The organism is Vibrio coralliilyticus ATCC BAA-450, from assembly GCF_000176135.1.
GTDB classification, from domain to species: Bacteria; Pseudomonadota; Gammaproteobacteria; order Enterobacterales; family Vibrionaceae; genus Vibrio; species Vibrio coralliilyticus.
This window is the reverse complement of sequence record NZ_ACZN01000013.1, coordinates 48,322-69,537: the sequence shown is the minus strand read 5'-3', so window position 1 is coordinate 69,537 and position 21,216 is coordinate 48,322. Positions and strand designations below refer to the sequence as shown.

Below are 21,216 nucleotides of genomic sequence, written 5' to 3'. Positions count from 1 at the left end.
AGAGAAAACCGCTTACATCATAAAAGGTGTAAGCGGTTTTCTTGCTTAGATTGAAGATTGAATTTGACCTGTTGTTAGCGGTTCCAGATCGGAGTCGATCACCTCTTCAATGAACTCTTCTACAACCTGTTCCACTTGTTGGTCATCTTCGACAAAATAGGCCAAATGAAACACGGCATCCCCTTCATTGACTAAGGGAAGAGTTTGTTGGCCAATCACAATGCCGCCTTTATGAGCTTTTAGCTCAATTTCACTGTGTCCCAGTGGGGCGCTTATGAAGGCTAATGTTTGGCCTTTCGTTACCTTTTCACCTAATGTCACTACGGTACGCAGAATCCCATCGCTTTCCGCTCGTATCCAACTGGTGGATTTGGCGATAACGGGCTCTGGAAGCTTTTTACGGCTTGGTCGTAACATGCCAATTGCTTGCATTACACGTTTCACGCCGATATAACCGGCATTGATGCAAATAGGCTCAAATCGCAGTGCTTCTCCTGCTTCGTAAGTCAGCACTGGGATCCCCAGACGCTCGGCCTCGCTGCGCAGTGAGCCATCTCTTAAAGGGGCATCCACAATGACTGGGGTGGCAAAGGCCTGTGCAATTCGCAGCGTTTCAGGATTGCTTAGGTCTGCCCGAATCTGCGGTAAGTTAGTACGATGAATCGCACCAGTATGTAAGTCGAGAATATAGTCACAACGTTTTGCCACCTGATTGAAGAAAGCGCTTGCCATGCGAGAAGCCAGCGAACCTTTCTCACTGCCGGGAAAACAGCGGTTCAGGTCACGCCTATCGGGCAAATAACGTGATTTATGAATAAAGCCAAACACGTTAACGATAGGCACTGCGATCACAGTGCCTTTTAGTTTTTGTGCATCAATGGTGTTGATTAACTGACGGACTATCTCTACGCCATTGAGTTCATCACCATGGATGGCGGCATTAACCATCAGAGTTGGCCCTGCAAATTTCCCATTGGTGACTTCGATTGGGATCGACAAAGGAGAGTGGGTATAGAGTTTTGCTGACTCTAGCTCTACCACCTTTCTTTGTCCCGGCGAGATTTGCTCGCCGAGAATGTCAAACACGCGATTGATCTTAGCCTTTGCCACGAGTTCTAGTCCTTTTGGTTGAGGCATTTTTCTCGATAAACTCGACGATCATGCCTGCAATGTCTTTGCCTGTTGCTGCTTCAATACCTTCTAAACCTGGTGAAGAGTTGACTTCCATCACCAAAGGGCCCCGTTCCGATCTTAGTAGATCCACTCCAGCAACGTTGAGCCCCATGACTTTTGCCGCAGCAATCGCAGTACGACGCTCTTCTGGGGTTATTTTGATGAGTGACGCGCTGCCACCGCGGTGCAGATTAGAACGGAACTCACCTTCTGCGCCCTGACGCTTCATTGCCGCGATCACTTTATCACCAATCACAAAGCATCGAATGTCAGCACCACCAGCTTCCTTAATGTACTCCTGAACCATGATGTTGGCTTTCAGTCCCATGAAAGCCTCGACAACACTTTCTGCTGCTTTACGTGTTTCAGCTAACACCACGCCAATGCCTTGAGTGCCTTCAAGCAATTTGATCACGACTGGAGCTCCGCCGACCATGTCTAGTAAGTCTTTGACATCATCGGGTTTGCTAGCAAATCCGGTAACCGGCATACCTATGCCTTTACGAGACAGTAACTGCATAGAACGCAGTTTGTCGCGCGAGCGCGTAATAGCCACTGACTCGTTGACTGGGTAAACCCCCATCATTTCAAATTGTCGCAGTACAGCTGTGCCGTAAAAAGTCACGGATGCACCAATACGTGGAATAATGGCATCGAACCCCGATAACTCTTCGCCTTTAAAGTGAATCTCAGGTTTATCCGAGTTAATGTTCATGTAGCAGCGTAGCGCGTCGATCACTTTTACGTCGTGGCCACGTTTCTGACACGCTTCGATCAAACGCTTGGTTGAGTACAGATTGGCGTTGCGAGACAGAATACCGATTTTCATTGTTGGTTTTCCTCGAAGGGGACTAAAAACGATTTAACAGGGTCGACAAGCATGCGATGGTGCATTGCAGTACGGCCTAACAACATGCGAAATGCCATGTTTTCACGATTGGTTAACGTCAACTCCGCTTTCCAACTTTGCTGACCGAGTCGTATTGTCGATTCAATTACATAACGTGTTTCCTCATGGCCTCCAGAATCGCGTACAACACGTTGGTCGATGACTTTGGCTTCGCACACTACCTCTTGTGAGTTATCACGCTGCAAAGGATGAATCCAGAATCTGACCCATAGCTCAGCACCCTTATGGAAACTCTCGACTTTGAATGTGTGCAGACACGAAGTTCTGGCTCCGGTATCAATTTTTGCCTTGATCTTTTCTATACCTAACTCAGGAAGGCTCAGGGTTTCTCGCCAGCCCACTAGCAGTTTTTCGTTCATTGCATTTCATTTACATTGAGAAAGTAATCAAGATGCTCTGAGAACCGAGCATCCCCCGATACAACGGATAGCGTGTATCTGTTATAGGGGTTGAAGTGGGCAAGATGGATTGCCTATGGCGCTTCAACGGCGGCGACTGTATCAGCGAGAGGTGAGGGTGACTAACGAATTAATTTCACCGTGACGACAAAAATTGATTATTAAAGTCGATAACAAAAAAGCCAGCGGTTTCCCACTGGCTTTTGACTAGTTTTTCTATAGGACGAGCGGGTTAGGCTTTCTCTGGAATCGCTTCCAATAGCGCGACCATTTGATCCCAGAATAGAGCAACCGTGTCGATTTTCACTTTCTCGTCTGGCGAGTGTGGGAATTTGATCGTTGGACCAAAAGAAACCATGTCCATGTTCGGGTACGGTTCTTTAAACAGGCCACACTCTAGACCAGCATGAATGACCATGATGTTTGGCTTATGGCCGTAAATGCCTTCGTACATATCACGGAAGATAGCCATGATTTCAGAGTCTGCATCTGGTTTCCAGCCAGGGTATGCGCCAGAGAAAACAATCTTAGCTCCTGCCAGCTCCGCTACGGATGTCAGCATGCTTTCAACTTGATGACGACCTGAGTCAATCAATGAACGAACTAGGCAAAGTACGTTGATCTTATCGCGTTCTGTGGTCACAACGCCCACGTTCAGAGATGTTTCTACAACGCCTTCGATCTCGTCACTCATGCGGATCACGCCGTTAGGACAAGCATTCAGTGCAGCGATAAAACGTTGCTGATCAGCAATCGCCAGTACTTGCTCGCTGGTTTCGATGGCTTCGTTGAATGAAACGATGTCTGTTTCTACTTTTCCTAACTCCTGCTTCAGTAAGTCAGTGTAGAAGTTGAATAGTTCAGCAAGCTTAGCTTCATTTTCAGCAGGGATAGCGACAGTCACGAACGCTTCACGCGGAATCGCATTACGCAGGCTACCGCCACGGAATTCAACCATACGTAGATCCAGCTCTTGTGCGTGACCGGCTAGGAAACGAGCGACAAGTTTGTTCGCATTACCTCGACCAGTATGGATATCACAACCAGAGTGACCGCCTTTCAGACCTTTCAATACCAACTGACGAGTTACGTAGCCCGCAGGGATCGCTTCGCGCTTGATGTCAAACGTCATTTCGCCATCAATGCCGCCTGCACAGCCCATGTAGACTTCGCCTTCTTGCTCAGAGTCGGTGTTCAGCAGAATCTCACCTTCTAACCAGCCTGCTTCCAGGCCAAAGGCACCTGTCATACCTGCTTCTTCATCAATAGTCAGAAGTACTTCAATCGGGCCGTGTTTAATATCGGTAGATGCCAGTACTGCTAGGCAAGACGCCATACCCATACCGTTGTCTGCACCTAGAGTGGTCCCTTTTGCGGTTACCCATTCACCGTCTATATAAGGTTGGATAGGATCTTTAGTGAAGTCATGATCCGTGTCTTCATTCTTTTGCGGCACCATATCGATGTGTGCTTGAAGAACTACGCCCTTCTTGTTTTCCATGCCAGGTGTTGCTGGCTTTTTAATGAAAACATTGCCCGTCGGATCGCGACGGACATCTAGGCCTTGCTCAGTCGCCCAGCCCACAATGTATTGAGCGAGCGCTTCTTCATGTTTAGAAGGGTGAGGGATAGAGCAGATCTTATCGAAAAACTGCCATAATGGTGCAGGTGATAAGTTGCTGATTTCAGAATGGAATTCAGACACGGATGACTCCTTAATCATAATAATGCCAGATCTTGTTAGGTAATTGCGTTAATTAAACGAACAAAAAACCAAATCTGACCTATTGGGTAGAGAGGCACAGAATAGCACTACCTAAGGTTAGGTAGTAGTAAAAGCAGAAACGAAATGTTTCGCTGTCATCACAGAACCTAGATTCAATGATTTTTCCATGTGAGACTGTATTCTTATTGAGTGTAATAAAAGTAATATCTAAATTAATATTTCTGTAATTTAATTACTAAAATCATTTGATCTGAGTCATTTTTTGAAATTTATGTGACTTTTGTCACTTTTGTTGTTGTAATTAATTTTCTTTGGGGTATATTAGTAACCAACTTCGAAAGCGAAGAGAAAATGCTCAAAGGATGAGTCCGATTTGTCGCCTCCAAGGAACTGAGAAATCAATATTTGTTATCTGTTTTCATTGATTTAGAAGGTGATAGTTATGAAAGGTTTACCAAGTGCAACATTCTGGATAAACAACTCTGTTTACACTGGCAATTTTGCATATCCAACGAGCTTCGGTTACTAATTCCGAGCTTGTGACTCTCGAACAAGTTTGTTCACCCCTATAATTGGAATTTTATTACAGCTCCTAATTTGCTGACATGATTCAACCGCCACTCAATTTGAGTGGCGTTTTTTTATCTGCTGAAAATGTCTGCCGCAATGGCATGATTTCTCTATTCTCATCAGCTTTGCTTCATTTTATTCGCATAAACACATATCCAATCTCGTTTCAGGGCTTTTTCTTCAATGTAAGTTTACGACATGGTTGAAAAAATCACCTTTCAAAGGCTCGTAGGTACATCACTGTTATGTATTGAACTAATAGGATTTTTTACTAATGTTCACTTAGGTGGGGCGTTTGAGAGCAAGTTTTACAGATAGAAATATTGATTAGAGTCCTAATTCTATCTGGAATTTGCCATTTGTAGACTTTATAATCCCGCCAATCGATTACGCAACCGTTTACTTTTACCCTTTGGAATTCGATTATGTTCGAAAAAATATTCAAGCTCAGTGAACACGGAACGAATGTAAAAACTGAGATCATAGCCGGTATGACAACCTTCCTTACCATGGCTTACATCATCTTTGTAAACCCGGCTATTTTAGCTGATGCCGGTATGGATCGTGGTGCTGTCTTCGTCGCGACCTGTTTAGCGGCGGCTATCGGCTGTTTCATCATGGGCTTTGTCGCTAACTACCCAATCGCCCAGGCTCCGGGAATGGGGCTGAACGCCTTTTTCACCTACGCCGTTGTTCTTGGTATGGGATATACATGGCAAGTTGCATTAGCAGCAGTATTTGTATCCGGTGTGCTATTCATTCTATTGAGTGTGTTTAAGATCCGAGAGTGGATCATAAACTCCATCCCACTTTCTTTGCGCACGGGTATTTCGGCGGGTATTGGCTTGTTCTTGGCATTTATCGCGTTAAAGAATGCAGGTATCGTGGTTGATAACCCGGCGACACTTGTTTCTCTTGGCTCGATTACTTCGTTACCTGCAGTACTAGCTTCAATTGGCTTCTTCCTGACTATTGCACTGGTTCACCGTGGCGTAAAAGGCGCGGTGATGATCGCTATTTTGGCGGTTACTGGCTTAGGTTTAGCGTTTGGTGATGTGCAATGGGGTGGCATCATGTCAACGCCACCAAGCATTGCACCGACCTTCATGCAGTTGGATTTTTCTGCAGTATTTGAGATCGGTATGATTTCAGTGGTTTTTGCTTTCCTTTTCGTCGACTTATTTGATACTGCTGGCACGCTGGTTGGTGTGTCTCAAAAAGCAGGTCTGATGGATAAAGATGGTAAAATTCCTCGTCTGAATAAAGCACTTCTTGCTGACTCAACTGCTACTTCGGTAGGTGCTCTGTTGGGCACGTCAAACACGACTTCTTACATTGAGAGTGTATCTGGTGTTGCCGCTGGTGGTCGCACAGGTCTAACCGCTGTTGTAGTTGGTATTTTGTTCCTACTTGCTCTATTCTTCTCGCCATTGGCTGGTATGATCCCTGCGTATGCGACGGCTGGTGCGCTATTTTATGTGGCGATCCTCATGCTTTCTGGTTTGGTGAGCATTGATTGGCGAGACCTGACAGAAGCGGCACCAGTTGTTGTGACGTGTTTGCTGATGCCTCTGACTTTCTCTATTGCGGAAGGTATTTCTCTTGGCTTCATCGCTTACGCGGCAATCAAATTATTCAGTGGTAAAGGTCGTGACGTTTCCCTTAGTGTGTGGGTGATGTCGGCAATCTTTATCTTCAAATACATTGTTGCTTAAAGAGCTTCATCAAGGGGCTGTGCGTTCTACGTTGAGTTGAATGGACAGGCCCTCAACTTTTTATTATTAGGTTTAGAACAATGAGTAAGAAATTCATTATTACTTGGGATCAAATGCACAGTTATTGTCGTGAGCTTGCTGAGCAACAAATGCCAGCAGAGCAGTGGAAAGGTATCTGGGCGGTAAGTCGTGGTGGTCTTGTTCCAGGTGCAATTCTGGCTCGTGAACTGGGTATTCGTTACGTTGATACCATTTGTATCTCTAGCTACGACCACGATCATCAACGTGATATGAGTGTATTGAAAGCACCAGAAGGTGACGGTGAAGGTTACCTAATCGTTGAAGATTTAGTGGACAGCGGTGATACCGCTCGTAAGCTGCGTGAGCTATACCCGAAAGCAAAACTGATTGCGGTATGTGCTAAACCATCTGGTGCAGCTCTTCTTGATGACTACGTGGTTGATATCGCGCAGGAAACTTGGATCGAGCAGCCTTGGGATATGTCGATTCAGTACGCTGAGCCGATCAATCGCAAGCAAAAATAATCCTCACCGGATTGTTCAGTAAAAGAGAAATGGCCCTTAATGGGTCATTTTTTGTTGGGTTGCCATTTGCCTCTCGTGGTTTTCCCAATGTTGCCTCTCCTTTCCTATCATAACTTTTCGTGAACTAATGCAGTGAACCTTGACTCTGGCCTGCCTTTTACATCGTGACAGGTATACAATGTAGAAAATTATTCTAACTAGGCCTCCTTATGTCTGAAGAAGTGAGCAAAAACCTCTCCGAAACCCTGTTCACCAATCATAAACAAGCCAAAGAAACCTCCGCACTGACGCAATACATGCCCAGCAGCCAATCGATGTTGGATGAAAAGCGTGAACAAGATGGCTTTAAATGGTATCGAAACCTGCGTCGAATGCAGTGGGCATGGCAAGGTTTGGATCCTATTGAAGTCGAAGCGGTATTGGCAAAGATTGCGTCCTCAAAACATTCACGTACTCACGACGAGTGGCTAGATACCGTAATGGGCTACCACAGTGGGAACTGGACTTACGAGTGGACCAAGCTGGGTATGCTGCATCACAAACGTTCTAATGAATTAAAGGGTGAAGAAGCCGCCGATGAACTGTTCAATGCTTCTTTATGTTTTAGTATTGCCGGTTACCCGCATCTTAAGAATGATAATCTGGCAACTCAGGCTCAGGTTCTTGCCAGCAATGCGTATACGGAAGCCTCCAAGAAAACAAAATATATCGTTAAGCAGATAGAAATTCCCTACCAGAATAAACGCATAATCGCCCATCTTCATTTGACCAAAACCGATAAGCCGCAACCTGTGGTGATGGTCAGTGCGGGGCTGGATAGCTTACAAACCGACATGTGGAAGTTGTTCCGTGACCATTTAGCGAAAAAAGACATCGCAATGTTGACTGTCGATATGCCTTCAGTTGGGCATAGCAGTCATTGGACGCTAACAGAAGATACCTCTTGCATCCACCAAGCGGTATTGAACGAACTGTTTAATATTCCTTGGGTTGATCATCATAGGGTAGGGTTGATTGGGTTTCGGTTTGGCGGCAATGCTCTAGTCAGACTGTCTTTTATGGAGCCAGATAAGATTAAAGCGTGTGTCAGCTTAGGAGCTCCGATTCACGATGTACTTTCTTCACCGGAAAAGTTGAAGAAAATGCCGAAAATGTACCTTGATGTTTTAGCATCGCGCTTAGGGAAGAACGCGGTAGACGTCAACAGTTTGGCGGGTCAGTTGATGGCTTGGTCGCTTAAGGTGCAGGGCATTTTATCTAACCGTAAAACTAAGGTGCCTATTCTGGCAATGAGCCTCGAAAGCGATCCGGTTTCACCCTACAGTGATAACCAGCTGGTTGCCTTGTTTAGTGATTACGGAAAAGCGAAGAAAATCAGTGCAAAAACAATTACACAAGGATATGAGCAATCCCTCGATTTGGCGATTAAGTGGTTGGAGGACGAGCTAATTAGATGACAAATCTAATAAATTAGGCAAGACTCATATAAGGGCAATACCCAAACTAAGCAGTCCTGTTTATTTGCTCGTCATAATTACAACGAATAATCATTACAGATATTGAATATGGAGATTCATTATGTCTGAACAGCCAAAAAGTCCAACTCATTACCGCTTGATGTCTACGTTAAAGGCCATTGGCCCATATCTGAGAGAGTCACAAAGTGAAGAAGGCCGTTACTTGTTTGATTGTCTTTCTGTCTGTGTGAATGACAAAAAATCGCCGGAAGAAAGAGAGTTCTGGGGATGGTGGTTAGAGCTGGAACAAGAAGGGCAGACATTCGCTGCTCGTTATAGCACTGGCCTCTATGATGTTAAAGGGGACTGGGTGGACGAGAAGTTACCAAAAAAAGCCATTGAAGAAGTTAACCGCACCCAAGAAGCTTTCCATCAAAAGCTGGTTGAAACCCTACAGACTCAATTTGATATGACGTTAGATTTACACAAAGAATCTGTTGAGTTCGTCTAAATTTATTCCTCTATCTATTTTATCTATCAAAAAGGCGCCTCACGGCGCCTTTTCTACTTGTGAATTTATGCTTTGATTGTTAAAACATCAGGTCTGATAACCATTTTGCTGATACTGCGTGTTGCTATGCAAACCAGAGCAATGGGTGACTATTTTTAATTTCATAGCAGAGAGACAATGAATCAAGAATGCGGAAACACAACACAGCGCCAAACTGTGGTTGTGAAACTGGGTACCAGTGTATTAACTGGTGGGACATTGGCGTTAGATCGCGCTCACATGGTTGAGTTGGCGCGCCAGTGTGCTGAGCTGAAGAAACTGGGCCACTCTGTGGTCATGGTATCGTCTGGCGCAATTGCGGCAGGCCGAGAGCACCTAGGTTACCCCGCACTGCCCAACTCGATGGCAAATAAGCAGTTATTGGCTGCGGTGGGGCAGAGCCAATTGATTCAAACTTGGGAAGCCTTGTTCGGCATCTACGGAATTAAAATTGGTCAGATGCTGCTGACTCGTGCAGACATGGAAGACCGAGAGCGCTTTCTTAATGCCCGCGATACCATCAATGCTTTAGTCGACAATGACATCATTCCTATCGTGAATGAAAATGACGCGGTAGCGACCAGTGAAATCAAAGTGGGTGATAACGATAACTTGTCAGCTTTAGTCGGTATTCTTTGTGGGGCAGACAAATTGCTCCTACTGACAGATCAGAAAGGGCTATTTACCGCTGATCCGCGCAAAGACCCAAATGCTGAATTGATCAAAGAAGTGAAAACCATTGATGACACTCTGCGCAAAATCGCCGGAGGCAGTGGCACAACGCTAGGTACTGGCGGGATGGCAACCAAACTTCAGGCGGCGGATATTGCTCGACGAGCTGGAATTGAAGTGATCATCGCAGCGGGTAGCGCACCTAGTGTGGTATTCGACTCATTGGGTGAAGAACCGCAAGGTACCCGCTTTCTGCCAATTGAAGAAGCGCTCGAAAGTCGCAAACGCTGGATTCTGGCTGGGCCAGCCGCGTCAGGTGATATTGTCATTGATGACGGAGCGGTGAAAGCAGTCATCGAAAAAGGCAGTAGTCTGCTGGCTAAGGGAGTGACTCACGTGAGTGGCGAATTTGCCCGCGGTGAGGTAGTGCGTGTGACTGATCAGAGCGGTGCTTTGGTTGCGCGCGGGATTTCCAGCTACTCCAGCCAAGACATGACCAAGATAATTGGCAAGCACAGTAAAGATATTTTAGGAATTTTGGGTTACGACTATGGCAGCGAAGTGCTGCACCGTGACGATATGGTCGTAATTCAGGAATAATTGAGGGAAAGATAGTGGAACTGATTTCTATGGGTCAAGCTGCCAAAGACGCAGCTTTCCAACTGGCAACAGCATCAACGGCGCAAAAAAACCAAGCACTAGCGATCATTGCAGATGAACTTGAAGCCAACGCAGACACGATTTTGGCTGCAAATGCCAAAGATATTGAACTGGGTCGAGAAGCTGGCCTGACAGACGCGTTACTTGATCGCCTGCTGCTTAACGAAGATCGTTTAGCGGGGATCGCTAATGACGTACGTAACGTGATTAGCCTTAATGATCCCGTCGGTAGCGAAATTGATAGCAAAGTCCTAGAAAACGGCATGTCTTTATCTCGCCGTCGAGTGCCATTAGGGGTTGTTGGCGTCATCTACGAAGCGCGCCCGAACGTGACTATTGATATTGCTGCCCTGTGTTTAAAAACGGGTAACGCAAGCATCCTTCGTGGTGGTAAAGAGACGTTTTTCTCCAATATGGAGCTAGTCAAGGTTATTCAGTCGGCGCTTGCTAAAGCCGAGCTGCCTGCGGCATCGGTTCAGTATATTGAGAAGCCGGATCGAGAGTTGGTTTCTCAGCTGCTTAAGCTCGATGATTACGTTGACATGATCATTCCACGTGGTGGCGCTGGTCTTCACAAAATGTGTAAAGAAAACAGCACGATCCCTGTCATTATTGGCGGCTTTGGTATCAGTCATGTATTTGTTGATGAGAGTGCTGATCTCCAGAAATCTCTAGAAGTCGTCGAGAATGCGAAAGTGCAGCGTCCTTCGGCTTGTAATGCACTGGATACTTTATTGGTTCACGAAGCTATCGCAGCCGAGTTTCTGCCAATGTTGAAAGCTCGCATGGAAGATAAAGTCACATTTGTTGCTGAGCCTCAAGCAAAGGCTTTGATGGCGACTGCTAAACAGATACGTGATAGTGGCGAAGGGGACTTTGATACGGAATGGCTCAGCTTCACTCTTGGTGTCAAAGTGATTAAGGATGTCAAACAAGCTATCGATCATATGCGAGTCCATAATGCCAGCCACTCTGATGCAATCATGACGAACAGCTTGGAAAACTCGGAGTTGTTCATCAACTCAGTGGGTTCTGCTGCTGTGTATGTTAACGCTTCTACTCGATTTACCGATGGCGCGCAGTTTGGCTTGGGGGCTGAGGTTGCGGTGTCGACACAGAAGCTGCATGCTCGTGGGCCAATGGGGTTAGAAGAGCTTACCAGCTATAAATGGGTAGGAAAGGCTAACTACCTACCGCGTAGTTAACAAAACTCAGTATTCCGATATGAAAAAGGGGCGATTTCGCCCCTTTTGCTTTTCTTCACTTTACCAAATCCGCTACACTAGCTGCGATATACTCAAGTGACTTCGTTTGCGCGTTAACAACTTATCCTAAAAGGGATTCTCGTTGATATTTGCATAGAACAAAATCTCTTTATTGGTTCTATCAATATGGCGTTAAGCGCAGAGGTTATTTGAGTATATTATGGAGGTGATATGCATTGTCCTTTTTGCTCTGAGAATGATACGAAAGTGATCGATTCTCGTCTGGTGGCTGACGGTCATCAGGTTCGCCGTCGCAGGCAGTGTCTAGCTTGTAGCGAACGCTTTACCACATTCGAAACTGCTGAACTGGTGATGCCTCGCGTGATTAAATCAAATGGAAACCGCGAACCATTTAATGAAGATAAAATGGTCGGTGGTTTGCAGCGAGCGTTGGAAAAACGCCCAGTGAGTGCGGACTCTGTTGAGCTGGCGATCAGCATGATCAAGTCTCAGCTACGGGCGACCGGAGAGCGTGAAGTACCTAGTGAAATGATCGGTAATTTGGTTATGGATCAGCTTAAAGAGCTGGATAAAGTCGCTTACATTCGCTTTGCGTCCGTTTACCGTAGCTTTGAAGATATTCGTGAGTTTGGCGAAGAAATTGCCCGATTAGAAGATTAACGTAAACATGTCTGAATTCACCCCTCAAGATTATCAAATGATGTCGCGTGCGATTGAATTGGCTAAAGGCGGCATCTACACCACGGCACCAAACCCGAATGTTGGTTGTGTTATTACCCTTGATGACGACATCGTCGGTGAAGGCTTTCACTACCGCGCTGGCGAACCCCATGCGGAAGTGCATGCATTAAGAATGGCAGGCGATAAGTCTGTGGGGGCGACCGCTTATGTCACCCTTGAGCCTTGTTCTCATTACGGCCGCACCCCTCCATGCGCTGAAGGTTTGATCAAAGCTAAAGTGGCGAAAGTGATTTGTGCCATGGAAGACCCAAACCCACAGGTGGCGGGGCGTGGCATTAAAATGCTGTGTGATGCGGGTATTGAAGTTCAGGTTGGATTGCTAGAAAGCGATGCGATGGCTCTGAACTCTGCTTTCATCAAGCGTATGAAAACCGGAATGCCTTTTGTGCAGTTGAAAATGGCCGCAAGCTTTGATGGCCAAACCGCGCTGAGTAATGGTCAAAGTCAGTGGATCACGTCTCCTCAGGCAAGGCAAGATGTACAAAACTACCGTGCTCAAGCCGGCGCTATCTTATCGACAAGCAAAACGGTGATTGAGGACAATGCATCGCTGAATGTTCGTTGGTATGAGCTACCTGAGTCTGTGCAGGCTAAACTGCCTGAAAGTGAAGTGCGCCAACCTGTCAGAGTGGTGTTGGATCGTCAGCAGCAGCTATCTTCTGAACTCAAATTCTATTCGACTGACGGCGAGCGTATTGTTGTCTCTGCACAAGGTGATGTAGCTCCCTTACTTAATGACTCAGAGCAAATTGATTTGAAATCAACATTTGCAAATTTGGTCTCCCATCACAATATTAATCATCTCTGGGTTGAAGCGGGCGCCACTCTGGCAAGCAGTCTGATTAAAGAAGGCTTGGTGGATGAGTTAATATTGTATCTAGCGCCTAAAATTATGGGCAGTGATGGCCGAGGCTTGTTTGGTGCACTTGGACTAGAGTCGATGGCAGAAGTCATTGAACTCGATATTCAAGATATCAGACAAGTTGGCCAAGACATTCGCCTTGTAGCCCGACTAAAGAACAAAGAAGCGTAAATATGTTTACAGGAATTATTGAAGCTGTTGGGACGCTAACAGCAATTACTCCGAAAGGTGAAGACATTAGTGTCACCGTTGAAGTGGGTAAGCTGGATATGTCAGACGTCAAACTCGGCGACAGCATAGCAACGAATGGCGTGTGTTTGACGGTTGTGGATTTTAATTCAACCAGCTATAGCGCCGATTTGTCGTTAGAAACTTTGAACAAAACTGGGTTTACGGATTACCAAGTGGGTGGCAAGGTCAACCTCGAAAAAGCCATGCTGCCAACCACGCGCTTTGGTGGTCATATTGTTTCTGGTCACGTGGATGGCGTTGGTGAAATTACTGAACGTAATCAGGTGGGGAGAGCGATTGAGTTTTGGGTTTCCATGCCTGAAGAACTATCTAAATATGTTGCTGAGAAAGGCTCTGTTACTGTGGATGGTATCAGCCTGACGGTGAATGCTCTGCGCAAAAATGCCTTCAAACTTACGATAGTGCCACACACTGGCGAAGAGACGACCATTGCAGATTTCCATGTTGGACGAAAAGTGAATTTGGAAGTGGACGTGTTAGCGCGCTACATGGAACGTTTACTAACCAGCCAAAAAGAGCAGCCAGAATCGCGTTTGACCATGGAGTTTCTCCAGCAAAACGGTTTTGCATAAATTAACGGACGCCCAGCCTAGAACGCTGGGCGTTGACACAGAATAAAGTCGCCAAGTGCCCAGATAACAGGAACAGAGAAATGCCAATTAGTACGCCTCAAGAAATCATCGAAGACATTCGCTTAGGTAAAATGGTCATCCTGATGGATGACGAAGATCGTGAAAATGAAGGCGATCTGATCATGGCGGCCGAACATGTGACTCCAGAAGCGATCAACTTCATGGCAACTCACGGCCGCGGCCTGATCTGCTTGACGATGACTAAAGAGCGTTGTGAGCGTTTAGGCTTGCCACCTATGGTTCAGGACAACAACGCGCAGTACACGACTAACTTCACTGTTTCTATTGAAGCGGCGGAAGGCGTGACAACAGGTATTTCAGCAGCAGATCGTGCGCGCACCGTGCAAGCTGCGGTTGCAAAAGACGCCAAAGCGGCGGACTTGGTTCAACCAGGGCATATCTTCCCACTTGCCGCACAAGACGGTGGTGTTCTGACTCGTGCTGGCCACACTGAAGCAGGTTGTGACTTGGCGCGTTTGGCTGGTTTTGAGCCTTCCGGTGTGATTGTTGAAATCCTCAATGACGACGGCACAATGGCTCGTCGCCCAGATCTAGAAATCTTCGCGGAGAAACATGGTATCAAGTTAGGTACGATTGCTGATTTGATCGAATACCGCAACAACACAGAAACGACTATCGAGCGTGTTGCAGAGTGCAAATTGCCGACAGAATACGGTGAGTTTGAACTGGTGACCTTCCGCGATACTATCGACAATCAGGTTCACTACGCGCTATGCAAAGGCAACGTGCAAGAGAACGCACCATTGGTTCGAGTTCACCTTCAGGATACGTTTACCGACCTACTGCGTAGCGATCGCAATGCTGAACGAAGCTGGACGCTAGATAAAGCAATGAAGCGCATTGGTGAAGAAGGTGGCGTCTTGGTTATTCTTGGTAATGAAGAGTCAACTGACTTGCTTATCCACCGCGTGAAAATGTTTGAAGCCCAAGATAAAGGCGAAGCGCCAACCTTGGCGAAGAAGCAAGGGACATCACGACGTGTTGGTGTCGGTTCGCAGATTTTGGCGGATTTGGGTGTACATGACATGCGTCTACTTTCTTCAACTAACAAGAAATACCACGCCTTGGGTGGGTTCGGTCTTAATGTGGTTGAATATGTTTGCGAATAAGCAGATAGAAAACGACTAGATTGTATAAGAAGGCAAAGGGTGATGAACCAATTGCCTTCTTTGTTTTTAACGCCGTTCTGCTAATTGAATAATGCTAAATTTCCATTAGATATTGCTCACAGATTTGTGCTAGAATCCGGCGATTCTCACTTGATGAACATAGTTAAAGGAAGGCTTATGAAAGTGATCGAGGGTGGCTTCCCAGCGCCAAACGCAAAAATTGCTATCGTTATTTCTCGTTTCAACAGTTTTATTAACGAAAGTCTATTGTCTGGTGCAATCGATACTTTAAAGCGTCATGGACAAATCAGCGAAGATAACATCACCGTTGTTCGTTGTCCGGGTGCGGTTGAACTTCCATTGGTAGCTCAGCGCGTAGCAAAAACAGGCAAGTTTGATGCGATCGTATCACTAGGTACTGTTATTCGTGGCGGCACACCTCACTTTGACTATGTTTGTAGTGAATGTAACAAAGGCCTTGCGCAGGTGTCTCTGGAGTACAGTCTTCCAGTGGCGTTTGGTGTATTGACCGTTGATACAATTGACCAAGCTATCGAGCGCGCAGGAACCAAGGCTGGTAATAAAGGTGCAGAGGCTGCACTAAGCGCACTTGAAATGATTAACGTTCTATCTGAAATCGATTCCTAATGGGGGCCAGTGTGAAACCAGCCGCACGTCGTAATGCACGTCGATTCGCTCTACAAGCGATCTACTCATGGCAAATTACTAAAGAGAATGTTGCCACTATTGAAGAGCAGTTCTTATCTGGTGGTAAGTATGATGAAGAAGAGCATCATGCTGCTGAGCCAGCGCTTGTTGCACCAGATACTGACGTTGCATACTTCCGTGACCTGCTAACAGGTGTTGTGCTAAGTCACACAGAGCTAGACAGCAAGATTCGTCCTTACACTGCTCGCCCAATGCAAGATTTGGACATGATGGAGCTGGCTTTGCTTCGTCTTGCTATGTATGAAATGACGCGTCGTGAAGATGTGCCTTACAAAGTGGTAATCAATGAAGCAATCGAACTGGCTAAAGTGTTCGCTGCTGAAGAGAGCCACAAGTTTGTCAATGGTGTGCTAGATAAAGCCGCACCACACGTTCGCAAAAAATAAGCCGAATTGATAGAAAAAGGTCAGCAAATGCTGGCCTTTTTTATGCCTAACGTTACATTGAGTACTATGTCTGGTGAATTTAATTTAATCGAAAAGTATTTCGTTGGCCGACAGGCGTCACGTAAAGATGTCCTGCTGGCGGCCGGTGATGATTGCGCCTTAGTCAAAGTACCTGAGGGGTTATCTGTCGCGATCAGCACAGATACTCTGGTGTCAGGGACTCATTTTCTTGAATATGCTAACCCTGCTTGGGTTGCACATAAAGCATTAGCATCCAACATCAGCGACCTCGCCGCCATGGGCGCAACGCCAGCATGGGTGTCATTTGCCTTGACGATGCCTGAACCCGATGAGGCGTGGCTTGAGCCTTTCTGTGAAGCATTTTTTGAGCTTGCGGATTATTATGGGGTGCAGTTGATTGGTGGTGATACCACTAAAGGCCCGTTAAGTCTAACGCTCACTGTACAAGGATTGGTTGACCCAGATAAAGCACTGCGTCGTGATGGGGCTCAAGTCGGCGATTGGGTTTATGTAACGGGTGATTTAGGGGACAGCAAAGCTGGTCTGGATGTCATCCTCAATCCGGAACTGAAGTCTCAACCTTTTGCTCAGGAGTTAGAACAACGCCACTACCTCTCGACGCCTCGCGTTTTAGTTGGTCAAGCACTCCTTAATCTAGCCAGCTCAGCTATCGATATTTCAGATGGTTTGATTTCAGATCTGCAACACATTCTGAAACGTTCTTCTGTTGGAGCAAGCCTTGACGTCTCGCTATTACCTGTCTCTAATGCTCTTATCCAATTTACGGGCACTTTAGCTAAAGCCCAGCAATATGCGTTGTCCAGCGGGGAAGAGTACGAACTGTGCTTTACGGTACCTGAGCAGAATAAAGGCTCCATCGAGAGTGCTCTTGCGCATTGTGGCGCTAAGATTACCTGCATTGGTCAAATACGACCACAAGGAACGTTTGAGTTGCACCAGCAAGGGCAAGCGTTAGATTGGATGCTGCAAGGCTATGATCACTTTAAATAATTCTAAGTAGTATAATGACAAATCCACTTTCACTTATCTCATTGAAAAACCCTTGGCACTTACTCGCTACTGGTTTTGGCAGTGGCCTTTCTCCTGTTGTTCCTGGAACGATAGGCACATTGGCTGCAGTCCCTTTCTATTTCCTTTTGGTCCAGTTGCCTTTACCTGTATACATCGTGGTTGTAGTTGCTTCTTGCTTAATTGGAATCAAAATATGCCAGGTTACCTCCGATGATATGGGAGTACACGATCATGGTTCCATCGTATGGGATGAATTTGCCGGTTTCTGGATAACCATGCTGGTGGTGCCATTGTTTCAACTTTCAGCGACGGACTGGAAATGGGTACTGACCGGGTTCGTGCTGTTTCGTTTCTTTGATATGGTTAAGCCATGGCCGATTGGCTGGTTAGATAAGCGTGTCCACGGTGGCTTGGGTATTATGCTGGATGATATCGTCGCGGGTATCATGGCTGGTGTTGCGCTTTACTTTGTGGGCAAATACGCAGGCTGGCTCGTCTAGTTTGATGAAGTGGTGAGCAGGTTTCTGGTCTCTCACACGTCTAAAAGAAAAGGGCTGATGCTCTCACATCTGCCCTTCAAATTGTTTTCTATTCTTGAAGCGATTTATTTCAGTTTTTCTAGATCAGCTTCGATCTCTGTGATCTTACTTGAAACGACTTTCTCTAAGTGGCGAAGATCGGAAAGAATCTTCTGCTTCACATCCACTTCAACGAGCTTTTCTGGCTTAGTGAGTTTGTTCAACTCATCGATCACTAGTGTCAGATTGCGGTTGATCTCAGTTACTTCTTTGTACTTATGGCTTCCGCTGTCCACAAGAACGTTTTTAACCTGACGGGGATATTTGAACTTTACGCTTTTAGCGAATAACTCGCCTTTCTGCTTGTGGAAATAGATCTTTAACACATCCTTGTGCGCTTCTTGGCGTAGTGAATAGCGCTCAATCTGTTTAGGATCGTGAATACCTAAACCAGTGAGGTGTGGGAACATAGGCTACCTCTTTGTGTTGATTCAAAATCACCCTGCGCGCTTATGAGCAGGGTGTACAAATATTGTTAACATCAATAATGTAGCAGCCTAATCACGTTGTAGATAGCTGATTTTTAGTACACCTTTACAACTTGTGGACAAGATCGCTTACGGTGCCAGCTCGGCCACATTAGCGGTCAGACTTTCTCTAAGTTGTGCTTCTTGCTCTTCAGTTAACTTGCCACCTTGCTCACTGGTGATGATGAACAAATCTTCTGCTCGCTCACCAATGGTGGTGATTTTTGCTGCATGAAGGTGAAGGTCTAAATCCGCAAAAGTCGCCCCGACGGTTGCCAGTAACCCTGGTGTGTCTAAGGCAACAAACTCCATTAAAGTACGCTTTTTGCTCTTTGTTGGTAGGAAATCGACCCGTGTTTTAACTTTAAAGTGCTGAAGATTGCGTGGTACACGACGGGTTTTGATTTTTGTTGGCCTGCCATCTTTCAATACGTGGGCTAGGTGTTTAATCACGGCCTTGTGACGGCTTTCATGAACCGCCTGACCGTGTTGGTCCAAGACCATAAAAGTATCGAGTACATAACCATCTTTACTAGTCATAACCTGAGCGTCGTGAACGTTAAAATTACGCCTATCCAGCTCGGCCACCACTGTTGCGAATAAGGCGTGTTGGTCACGGCTATAGACAAACACTTCCGTGCCCCCTCGGGTCGCTTTCTTCGAGATTAAGATTAGTGGTTTTGCATGATCTTCATGGCGGAGCAAGTGCATACAGTGCCAAGCGATCTGCTTGTGGGTGTGACGGAGAAAATAATCCGCTTTGAACCGCTGCCATAGCACTTCAATTTCTCGTGCACTAAATCCTTCTTTGCGTAATAGGGCAGAGGCGAGCTGCTGGTTGTGGCGGATTCGCTCTCTCACATCGACAGGGTTCTCCAACCCGCGGCGTAATGCTCTTTGCGTGGAGTAGAAGAGCTCTGCCAATAGGGTCCGTTTCCAGCTGTTCCATAGTTCGGGGTTAGTCGCGCAAATATCGGCCACGGTTAAACACACTAGGTACTCAAGGTATTCTTCGTCACGTACCTGTTTGGCAAATTCAGTGATCACCTCTGGATCATAAATATCACGGCGTTGTGCAGTGACTGACATAAGTAGGTGATGCCTTACTAGCCAGGCGACCAATTTGGCTTCAGGTTTTGAGAGACCGTGCTCGATACAAAAGCTGTAAGCTTCCCCTTCACCAATCACTGAGTGGTCACCGCCGCGCCCTTTACCGATGTCGTGGAAAATAGCCGCAATGATCAACAACTCTTTCTTTTGAATACGTGGGTACACTTCGCAGCAGATAGGGTGCTTGTCGTAATTCTGTGAGTTACCGAAGGTGTTGATGTGTTTGAGCAACCTAACGCTGTGCTCGTCGACGGTGTACACATGGAACAGATCAAACTGCATCTGACCCACAATCTGGCTCCATTGTGGTAAGTAAGCGGCGAGAACACCAAGCTTGTGCATCAAACTGAAAGCCTTGTGCAGAGCGTTCGGATGGCGACAAAGCTCAATAAATTTTTCTCGCGCCTCTGGAATGGTATGAAGGAACTTGTTCAGACGGCGACGAGCGGTGCGGAGTTGACGTAGCGTCGGTGGTGCAACCCCTTCAATGCTCGAGTCATTGGCGATATGAAGGAACATATCGAGAATGGTTTCTGGACGAGCTTGGAATAAAGCTGGCTTGCGAGCTTCGATTAAGTGGCCGCGACGCTGAAAGTCTTCACTGAGGATCTCAGGTTGACACTCAACTCCATTGTTTAAAATGGCTTGGTCAAACAGTTTTAGCAGCATTTTGTTGAGCTCAGCGACACGACGCAGGGTTCGATAGAACTCCTTCATCATCATTTCAACGCCGCGATTCCCTTCGCCTTCGAAGCCTAGACAATCTGCGACTTGAGCCTGATGAGCAAAGGTAAGGCGATTGTCGTACCTTTTCAGATGTAAGTGCAGTGCAAAGCGCACTCGCCAGAGATAATCCTGACACTCAACCAGCTCACGATATTCAGCGTCGGTTAGAAAGCCATACTTGCTCATTTCAAGCAAAGACGTCGCGCCAAAATGGCGTCTGGCAACCCAGCTCAAGGTATGGATATCTCGTAGACCCCCTGGTGTCGATTTGATATCAGGTTCAAGATTGTATGTGGTGTCATGATATCTGGCGTGACGACTTCGCTGCTCTTGAATTTTCGCTTTGTAAAAGGTTTCACTTGGCCAAAACGATTCGGAATGAATTTCTAACTTTAATTTTTGGAAAGTCTCTTCACAGCCGCACAGTAATCTGGCTTCCTGCAAGTTGGTGGCAACAGTGAGATCGTCGCGACCTATAGCAGCACATTCTTCCACCGTTCGTACCGCATGACCTATTTCGAGTCTAAGATCCCAGAGTAAGGTAATGAACTCGCTGACTTTGCTCGCTAGGTTATCAGGCAAGCTATGGCGAGAAACGATCAAAATATCGATATCCGACAGTGGGTGAAGTTCACCCCGTCCATAGCCACCGACCGCCACTAAGCTGATATTCGGCAGGTCGGAAAAGCCAAAGTGTTGCCACATGCGGTTGAGAAGTAAGTCAATATAATCAGAACGACCCAAAACGAGGTCGGTCACAGGGTGATGTTCGAGAAATTGCTGCTTCTGATAGAGAGCAAATTGTTCCAGTTGAGATTTGAGTTCATTGACTGAGATCTGATCATCTTCGAATGTCAGAGGAGACTGAAAGGGCATACCGCGAGTCCGTGCTAAATATCCATTAGATACCAATCTATCAAAATGGCGCTGATAAAAAAATATCCCCGT

At 46.3% G+C, this 21,216-nt stretch carries 20 protein-coding genes; 14 read left to right on the top strand and 6 right to left on the bottom strand.

Annotation, left to right across the window (positions count from 1 at the left end; genetic code table 11):
* Window positions 1-45: 45 nt before the first annotated feature.
* The 4 genes from VIC_RS03745 to VIC_RS03730 all read right to left on the bottom strand — a co-directional run bounded on the left by VIC_RS03745 (window position 46) and on the right by VIC_RS03730 (window position 4,186).
* On the bottom strand, window positions 46-1,137 hold the full coding sequence (locus tag VIC_RS03745; RefSeq protein WP_006957933.1) for a succinylglutamate desuccinylase/aspartoacylase family protein: 1,092 nt from the start codon (window positions 1,135-1,137) through the stop codon (window positions 46-48).
* On the bottom strand, window positions 1,097-2,002 hold the full coding sequence (rimK, locus tag VIC_RS03740) for a 30S ribosomal protein S6--L-glutamate ligase (RefSeq protein WP_006957932.1): 906 nt from the start codon (window positions 2,000-2,002) through the stop codon (window positions 1,097-1,099). The genes VIC_RS03745 and rimK overlap by 41 nt, the downstream gene beginning before the upstream one ends.
* On the bottom strand, window positions 1,999-2,442 hold the full coding sequence (locus VIC_RS03735) for an ATP-dependent zinc protease family protein (protein ID WP_006957931.1): 444 nt from the start codon (window positions 2,440-2,442) through the stop codon (window positions 1,999-2,001). Before VIC_RS03735 ends, rimK begins: the two co-directional genes overlap by 4 nt.
* Window positions 2,443-2,713: 271 nt before the next feature.
* The gene (locus tag VIC_RS03730) at window positions 2,714-4,186 is read right to left on the bottom strand and encodes an aminoacyl-histidine dipeptidase (RefSeq protein WP_006957930.1); all 1,473 of its coding nucleotides are present in this window, start codon (window positions 4,184-4,186) and stop codon (window positions 2,714-2,716) included.
* 1,016 nt (window positions 4,187-5,202) lie between these two features.
* Between VIC_RS03730 and VIC_RS03725 the strand changes: the two genes are divergently transcribed.
* The 14 genes from VIC_RS03725 (at window position 5,203) to pgpA (ending at window position 17,887) form a co-directional block, all read left to right on the top strand.
* Window positions 5,203-6,492, top strand: coding sequence for an NCS2 family permease (locus tag VIC_RS03725; protein WP_006957929.1), 1,290 nt, complete (start codon window positions 5,203-5,205; stop codon window positions 6,490-6,492).
* A gap of 80 nt (window positions 6,493-6,572) precedes the next feature.
* Window positions 6,573-7,037 (top strand): xanthine phosphoribosyltransferase, encoded by a 465-nt coding sequence (gene gpt / locus VIC_RS03720; protein ID WP_006957928.1) that lies wholly within the window; start codon window positions 6,573-6,575, stop codon window positions 7,035-7,037.
* A gap of 209 nt (window positions 7,038-7,246) precedes the next feature.
* Complete coding sequence (gene frsA / locus VIC_RS03715; RefSeq protein ID WP_006957927.1) at window positions 7,247-8,494, top strand: esterase FrsA; 1,248 nt, start codon at window positions 7,247-7,249, stop codon at window positions 8,492-8,494.
* 121 nt (window positions 8,495-8,615) lie between these two features.
* Window positions 8,616-9,005, top strand: coding sequence for a sigma factor-binding protein Crl (crl, locus tag VIC_RS03710; RefSeq protein ID WP_006957926.1), 390 nt, complete (start codon window positions 8,616-8,618; stop codon window positions 9,003-9,005).
* A gap of 177 nt (window positions 9,006-9,182) precedes the next feature.
* Entirely contained in the window at window positions 9,183-10,316 is a 1,134-nt protein-coding gene (gene proB / locus VIC_RS03705) for a glutamate 5-kinase (RefSeq protein WP_006957925.1), read from the top strand.
* Window positions 10,317-10,330: 14 nt separating this feature from the next.
* Entirely contained in the window at window positions 10,331-11,581 is a 1,251-nt protein-coding gene (locus VIC_RS03700) for a glutamate-5-semialdehyde dehydrogenase (RefSeq protein WP_006957924.1), read from the top strand.
* 231 nt (window positions 11,582-11,812) lie between these two features.
* Window positions 11,813-12,262: a transcriptional regulator NrdR gene (gene nrdR, locus VIC_RS03695; protein ID WP_006957923.1), complete on the top strand. Its 450-nt coding sequence runs from the start codon at window positions 11,813-11,815 to the stop codon at window positions 12,260-12,262.
* Window positions 12,263-12,269: 7 nt separating this feature from the next.
* Window positions 12,270-13,376: a bifunctional diaminohydroxyphosphoribosylaminopyrimidine deaminase/5-amino-6-(5-phosphoribosylamino)uracil reductase RibD gene (gene ribD / locus VIC_RS03690; protein WP_006957922.1), complete on the top strand. Its 1,107-nt coding sequence runs from the start codon at window positions 12,270-12,272 to the stop codon at window positions 13,374-13,376.
* A gap of 2 nt (window positions 13,377-13,378) precedes the next feature.
* Window positions 13,379-14,029, top strand: coding sequence for a riboflavin synthase (locus VIC_RS03685; RefSeq protein WP_006957921.1), 651 nt, complete (start codon window positions 13,379-13,381; stop codon window positions 14,027-14,029).
* An 80-nt stretch (window positions 14,030-14,109) separates the two neighbouring features.
* A complete protein-coding gene (gene ribBA, locus VIC_RS03680) occupies window positions 14,110-15,219 on the top strand; it encodes a bifunctional 3,4-dihydroxy-2-butanone-4-phosphate synthase/GTP cyclohydrolase II (RefSeq protein ID WP_006957920.1) in 1,110 nt (369 codons plus the stop codon).
* Window positions 15,220-15,396: 177 nt separating this feature from the next.
* On the top strand, window positions 15,397-15,867 hold the full coding sequence (gene ribH, locus VIC_RS03675; RefSeq protein ID WP_006957919.1) for a 6,7-dimethyl-8-ribityllumazine synthase: 471 nt from the start codon (window positions 15,397-15,399) through the stop codon (window positions 15,865-15,867).
* Complete coding sequence (gene nusB / locus VIC_RS03670) at window positions 15,867-16,334, top strand: transcription antitermination factor NusB (RefSeq protein WP_006957918.1); 468 nt, start codon at window positions 15,867-15,869, stop codon at window positions 16,332-16,334. The genes ribH and nusB overlap by 1 nt, the downstream gene beginning before the upstream one ends.
* Before the next feature lie 66 nt (window positions 16,335-16,400).
* On the top strand, window positions 16,401-17,366 hold the full coding sequence (thiL, locus tag VIC_RS03665) for a thiamine-phosphate kinase (protein WP_039951250.1): 966 nt from the start codon (window positions 16,401-16,403) through the stop codon (window positions 17,364-17,366).
* A 14-nt stretch (window positions 17,367-17,380) separates the two neighbouring features.
* Window positions 17,381-17,887: a phosphatidylglycerophosphatase A gene (pgpA, locus tag VIC_RS03660; protein WP_006957916.1), complete on the top strand. Its 507-nt coding sequence runs from the start codon at window positions 17,381-17,383 to the stop codon at window positions 17,885-17,887.
* 104 nt (window positions 17,888-17,991) lie between these two features.
* Here pgpA and VIC_RS03655 read toward each other — a convergent pair whose 3' ends face one another.
* On the bottom strand, window positions 17,992-18,375 hold the full coding sequence (locus VIC_RS03655; RefSeq protein ID WP_006957915.1) for a DUF3461 family protein: 384 nt from the start codon (window positions 18,373-18,375) through the stop codon (window positions 17,992-17,994).
* 147 nt (window positions 18,376-18,522) lie between these two features.
* Window positions 18,523-21,144: a bifunctional uridylyltransferase/uridylyl-removing protein GlnD gene (gene glnD / locus VIC_RS03650; protein WP_006957914.1), complete on the bottom strand. Its 2,622-nt coding sequence runs from the start codon at window positions 21,142-21,144 to the stop codon at window positions 18,523-18,525.
* Window positions 21,145-21,216: the final 72 nt, after the last annotated feature.

Excerpts from the sequence above, each read along its gene's own strand:
- VIC_RS03745 (WP_006957933.1), bottom strand. The coding sequence starts at position 1,137 with ATGCCTCAACCAAAAGGACTAGAACTCGTGGCAAAGGCTAAGATCAAT.
- rimK (WP_006957932.1), bottom strand. The coding sequence starts at position 2,002 with ATGAAAATCGGTATTCTGTCTCGCAACGCCAATCTGTACTCAACCAAG.
- VIC_RS03735 (WP_006957931.1), bottom strand. The coding sequence starts at position 2,442 with ATGAACGAAAAACTGCTAGTGGGCTGGCGAGAAACCCTGAGCCTTCCT.
- VIC_RS03725 (WP_006957929.1), top strand. The coding sequence starts at position 5,203 with ATGTTCGAAAAAATATTCAAGCTCAGTGAACACGGAACGAATGTAAAA.
- gpt (WP_006957928.1), top strand. The coding sequence starts at position 6,573 with ATGAGTAAGAAATTCATTATTACTTGGGATCAAATGCACAGTTATTGT.
- frsA (WP_006957927.1), top strand. The coding sequence starts at position 7,247 with ATGTCTGAAGAAGTGAGCAAAAACCTCTCCGAAACCCTGTTCACCAAT.
- crl (WP_006957926.1), top strand. The coding sequence starts at position 8,616 with ATGTCTGAACAGCCAAAAAGTCCAACTCATTACCGCTTGATGTCTACG.
- proB (WP_006957925.1), top strand. The coding sequence starts at position 9,183 with ATGAATCAAGAATGCGGAAACACAACACAGCGCCAAACTGTGGTTGTG.
- nrdR (WP_006957923.1), top strand. The coding sequence starts at position 11,813 with ATGCATTGTCCTTTTTGCTCTGAGAATGATACGAAAGTGATCGATTCT.
- ribD (WP_006957922.1), top strand. The coding sequence starts at position 12,270 with ATGTCTGAATTCACCCCTCAAGATTATCAAATGATGTCGCGTGCGATT.
- VIC_RS03685 (WP_006957921.1), top strand. The coding sequence starts at position 13,379 with ATGTTTACAGGAATTATTGAAGCTGTTGGGACGCTAACAGCAATTACT.
- ribBA (WP_006957920.1), top strand. The coding sequence starts at position 14,110 with ATGCCAATTAGTACGCCTCAAGAAATCATCGAAGACATTCGCTTAGGT.
- ribH (WP_006957919.1), top strand. The coding sequence starts at position 15,397 with ATGAAAGTGATCGAGGGTGGCTTCCCAGCGCCAAACGCAAAAATTGCT.
- nusB (WP_006957918.1), top strand. The coding sequence starts at position 15,867 with ATGGGGGCCAGTGTGAAACCAGCCGCACGTCGTAATGCACGTCGATTC.
- thiL (WP_039951250.1), top strand. The coding sequence starts at position 16,401 with ATGTCTGGTGAATTTAATTTAATCGAAAAGTATTTCGTTGGCCGACAG.
- pgpA (WP_006957916.1), top strand. The coding sequence starts at position 17,381 with ATGACAAATCCACTTTCACTTATCTCATTGAAAAACCCTTGGCACTTA.
- VIC_RS03655 (WP_006957915.1), bottom strand. The coding sequence starts at position 18,375 with ATGTTCCCACACCTCACTGGTTTAGGTATTCACGATCCTAAACAGATT.
- glnD (WP_006957914.1), bottom strand. The coding sequence starts at position 21,144 with ATGCCCTTTCAGTCTCCTCTGACATTCGAAGATGATCAGATCTCAGTC.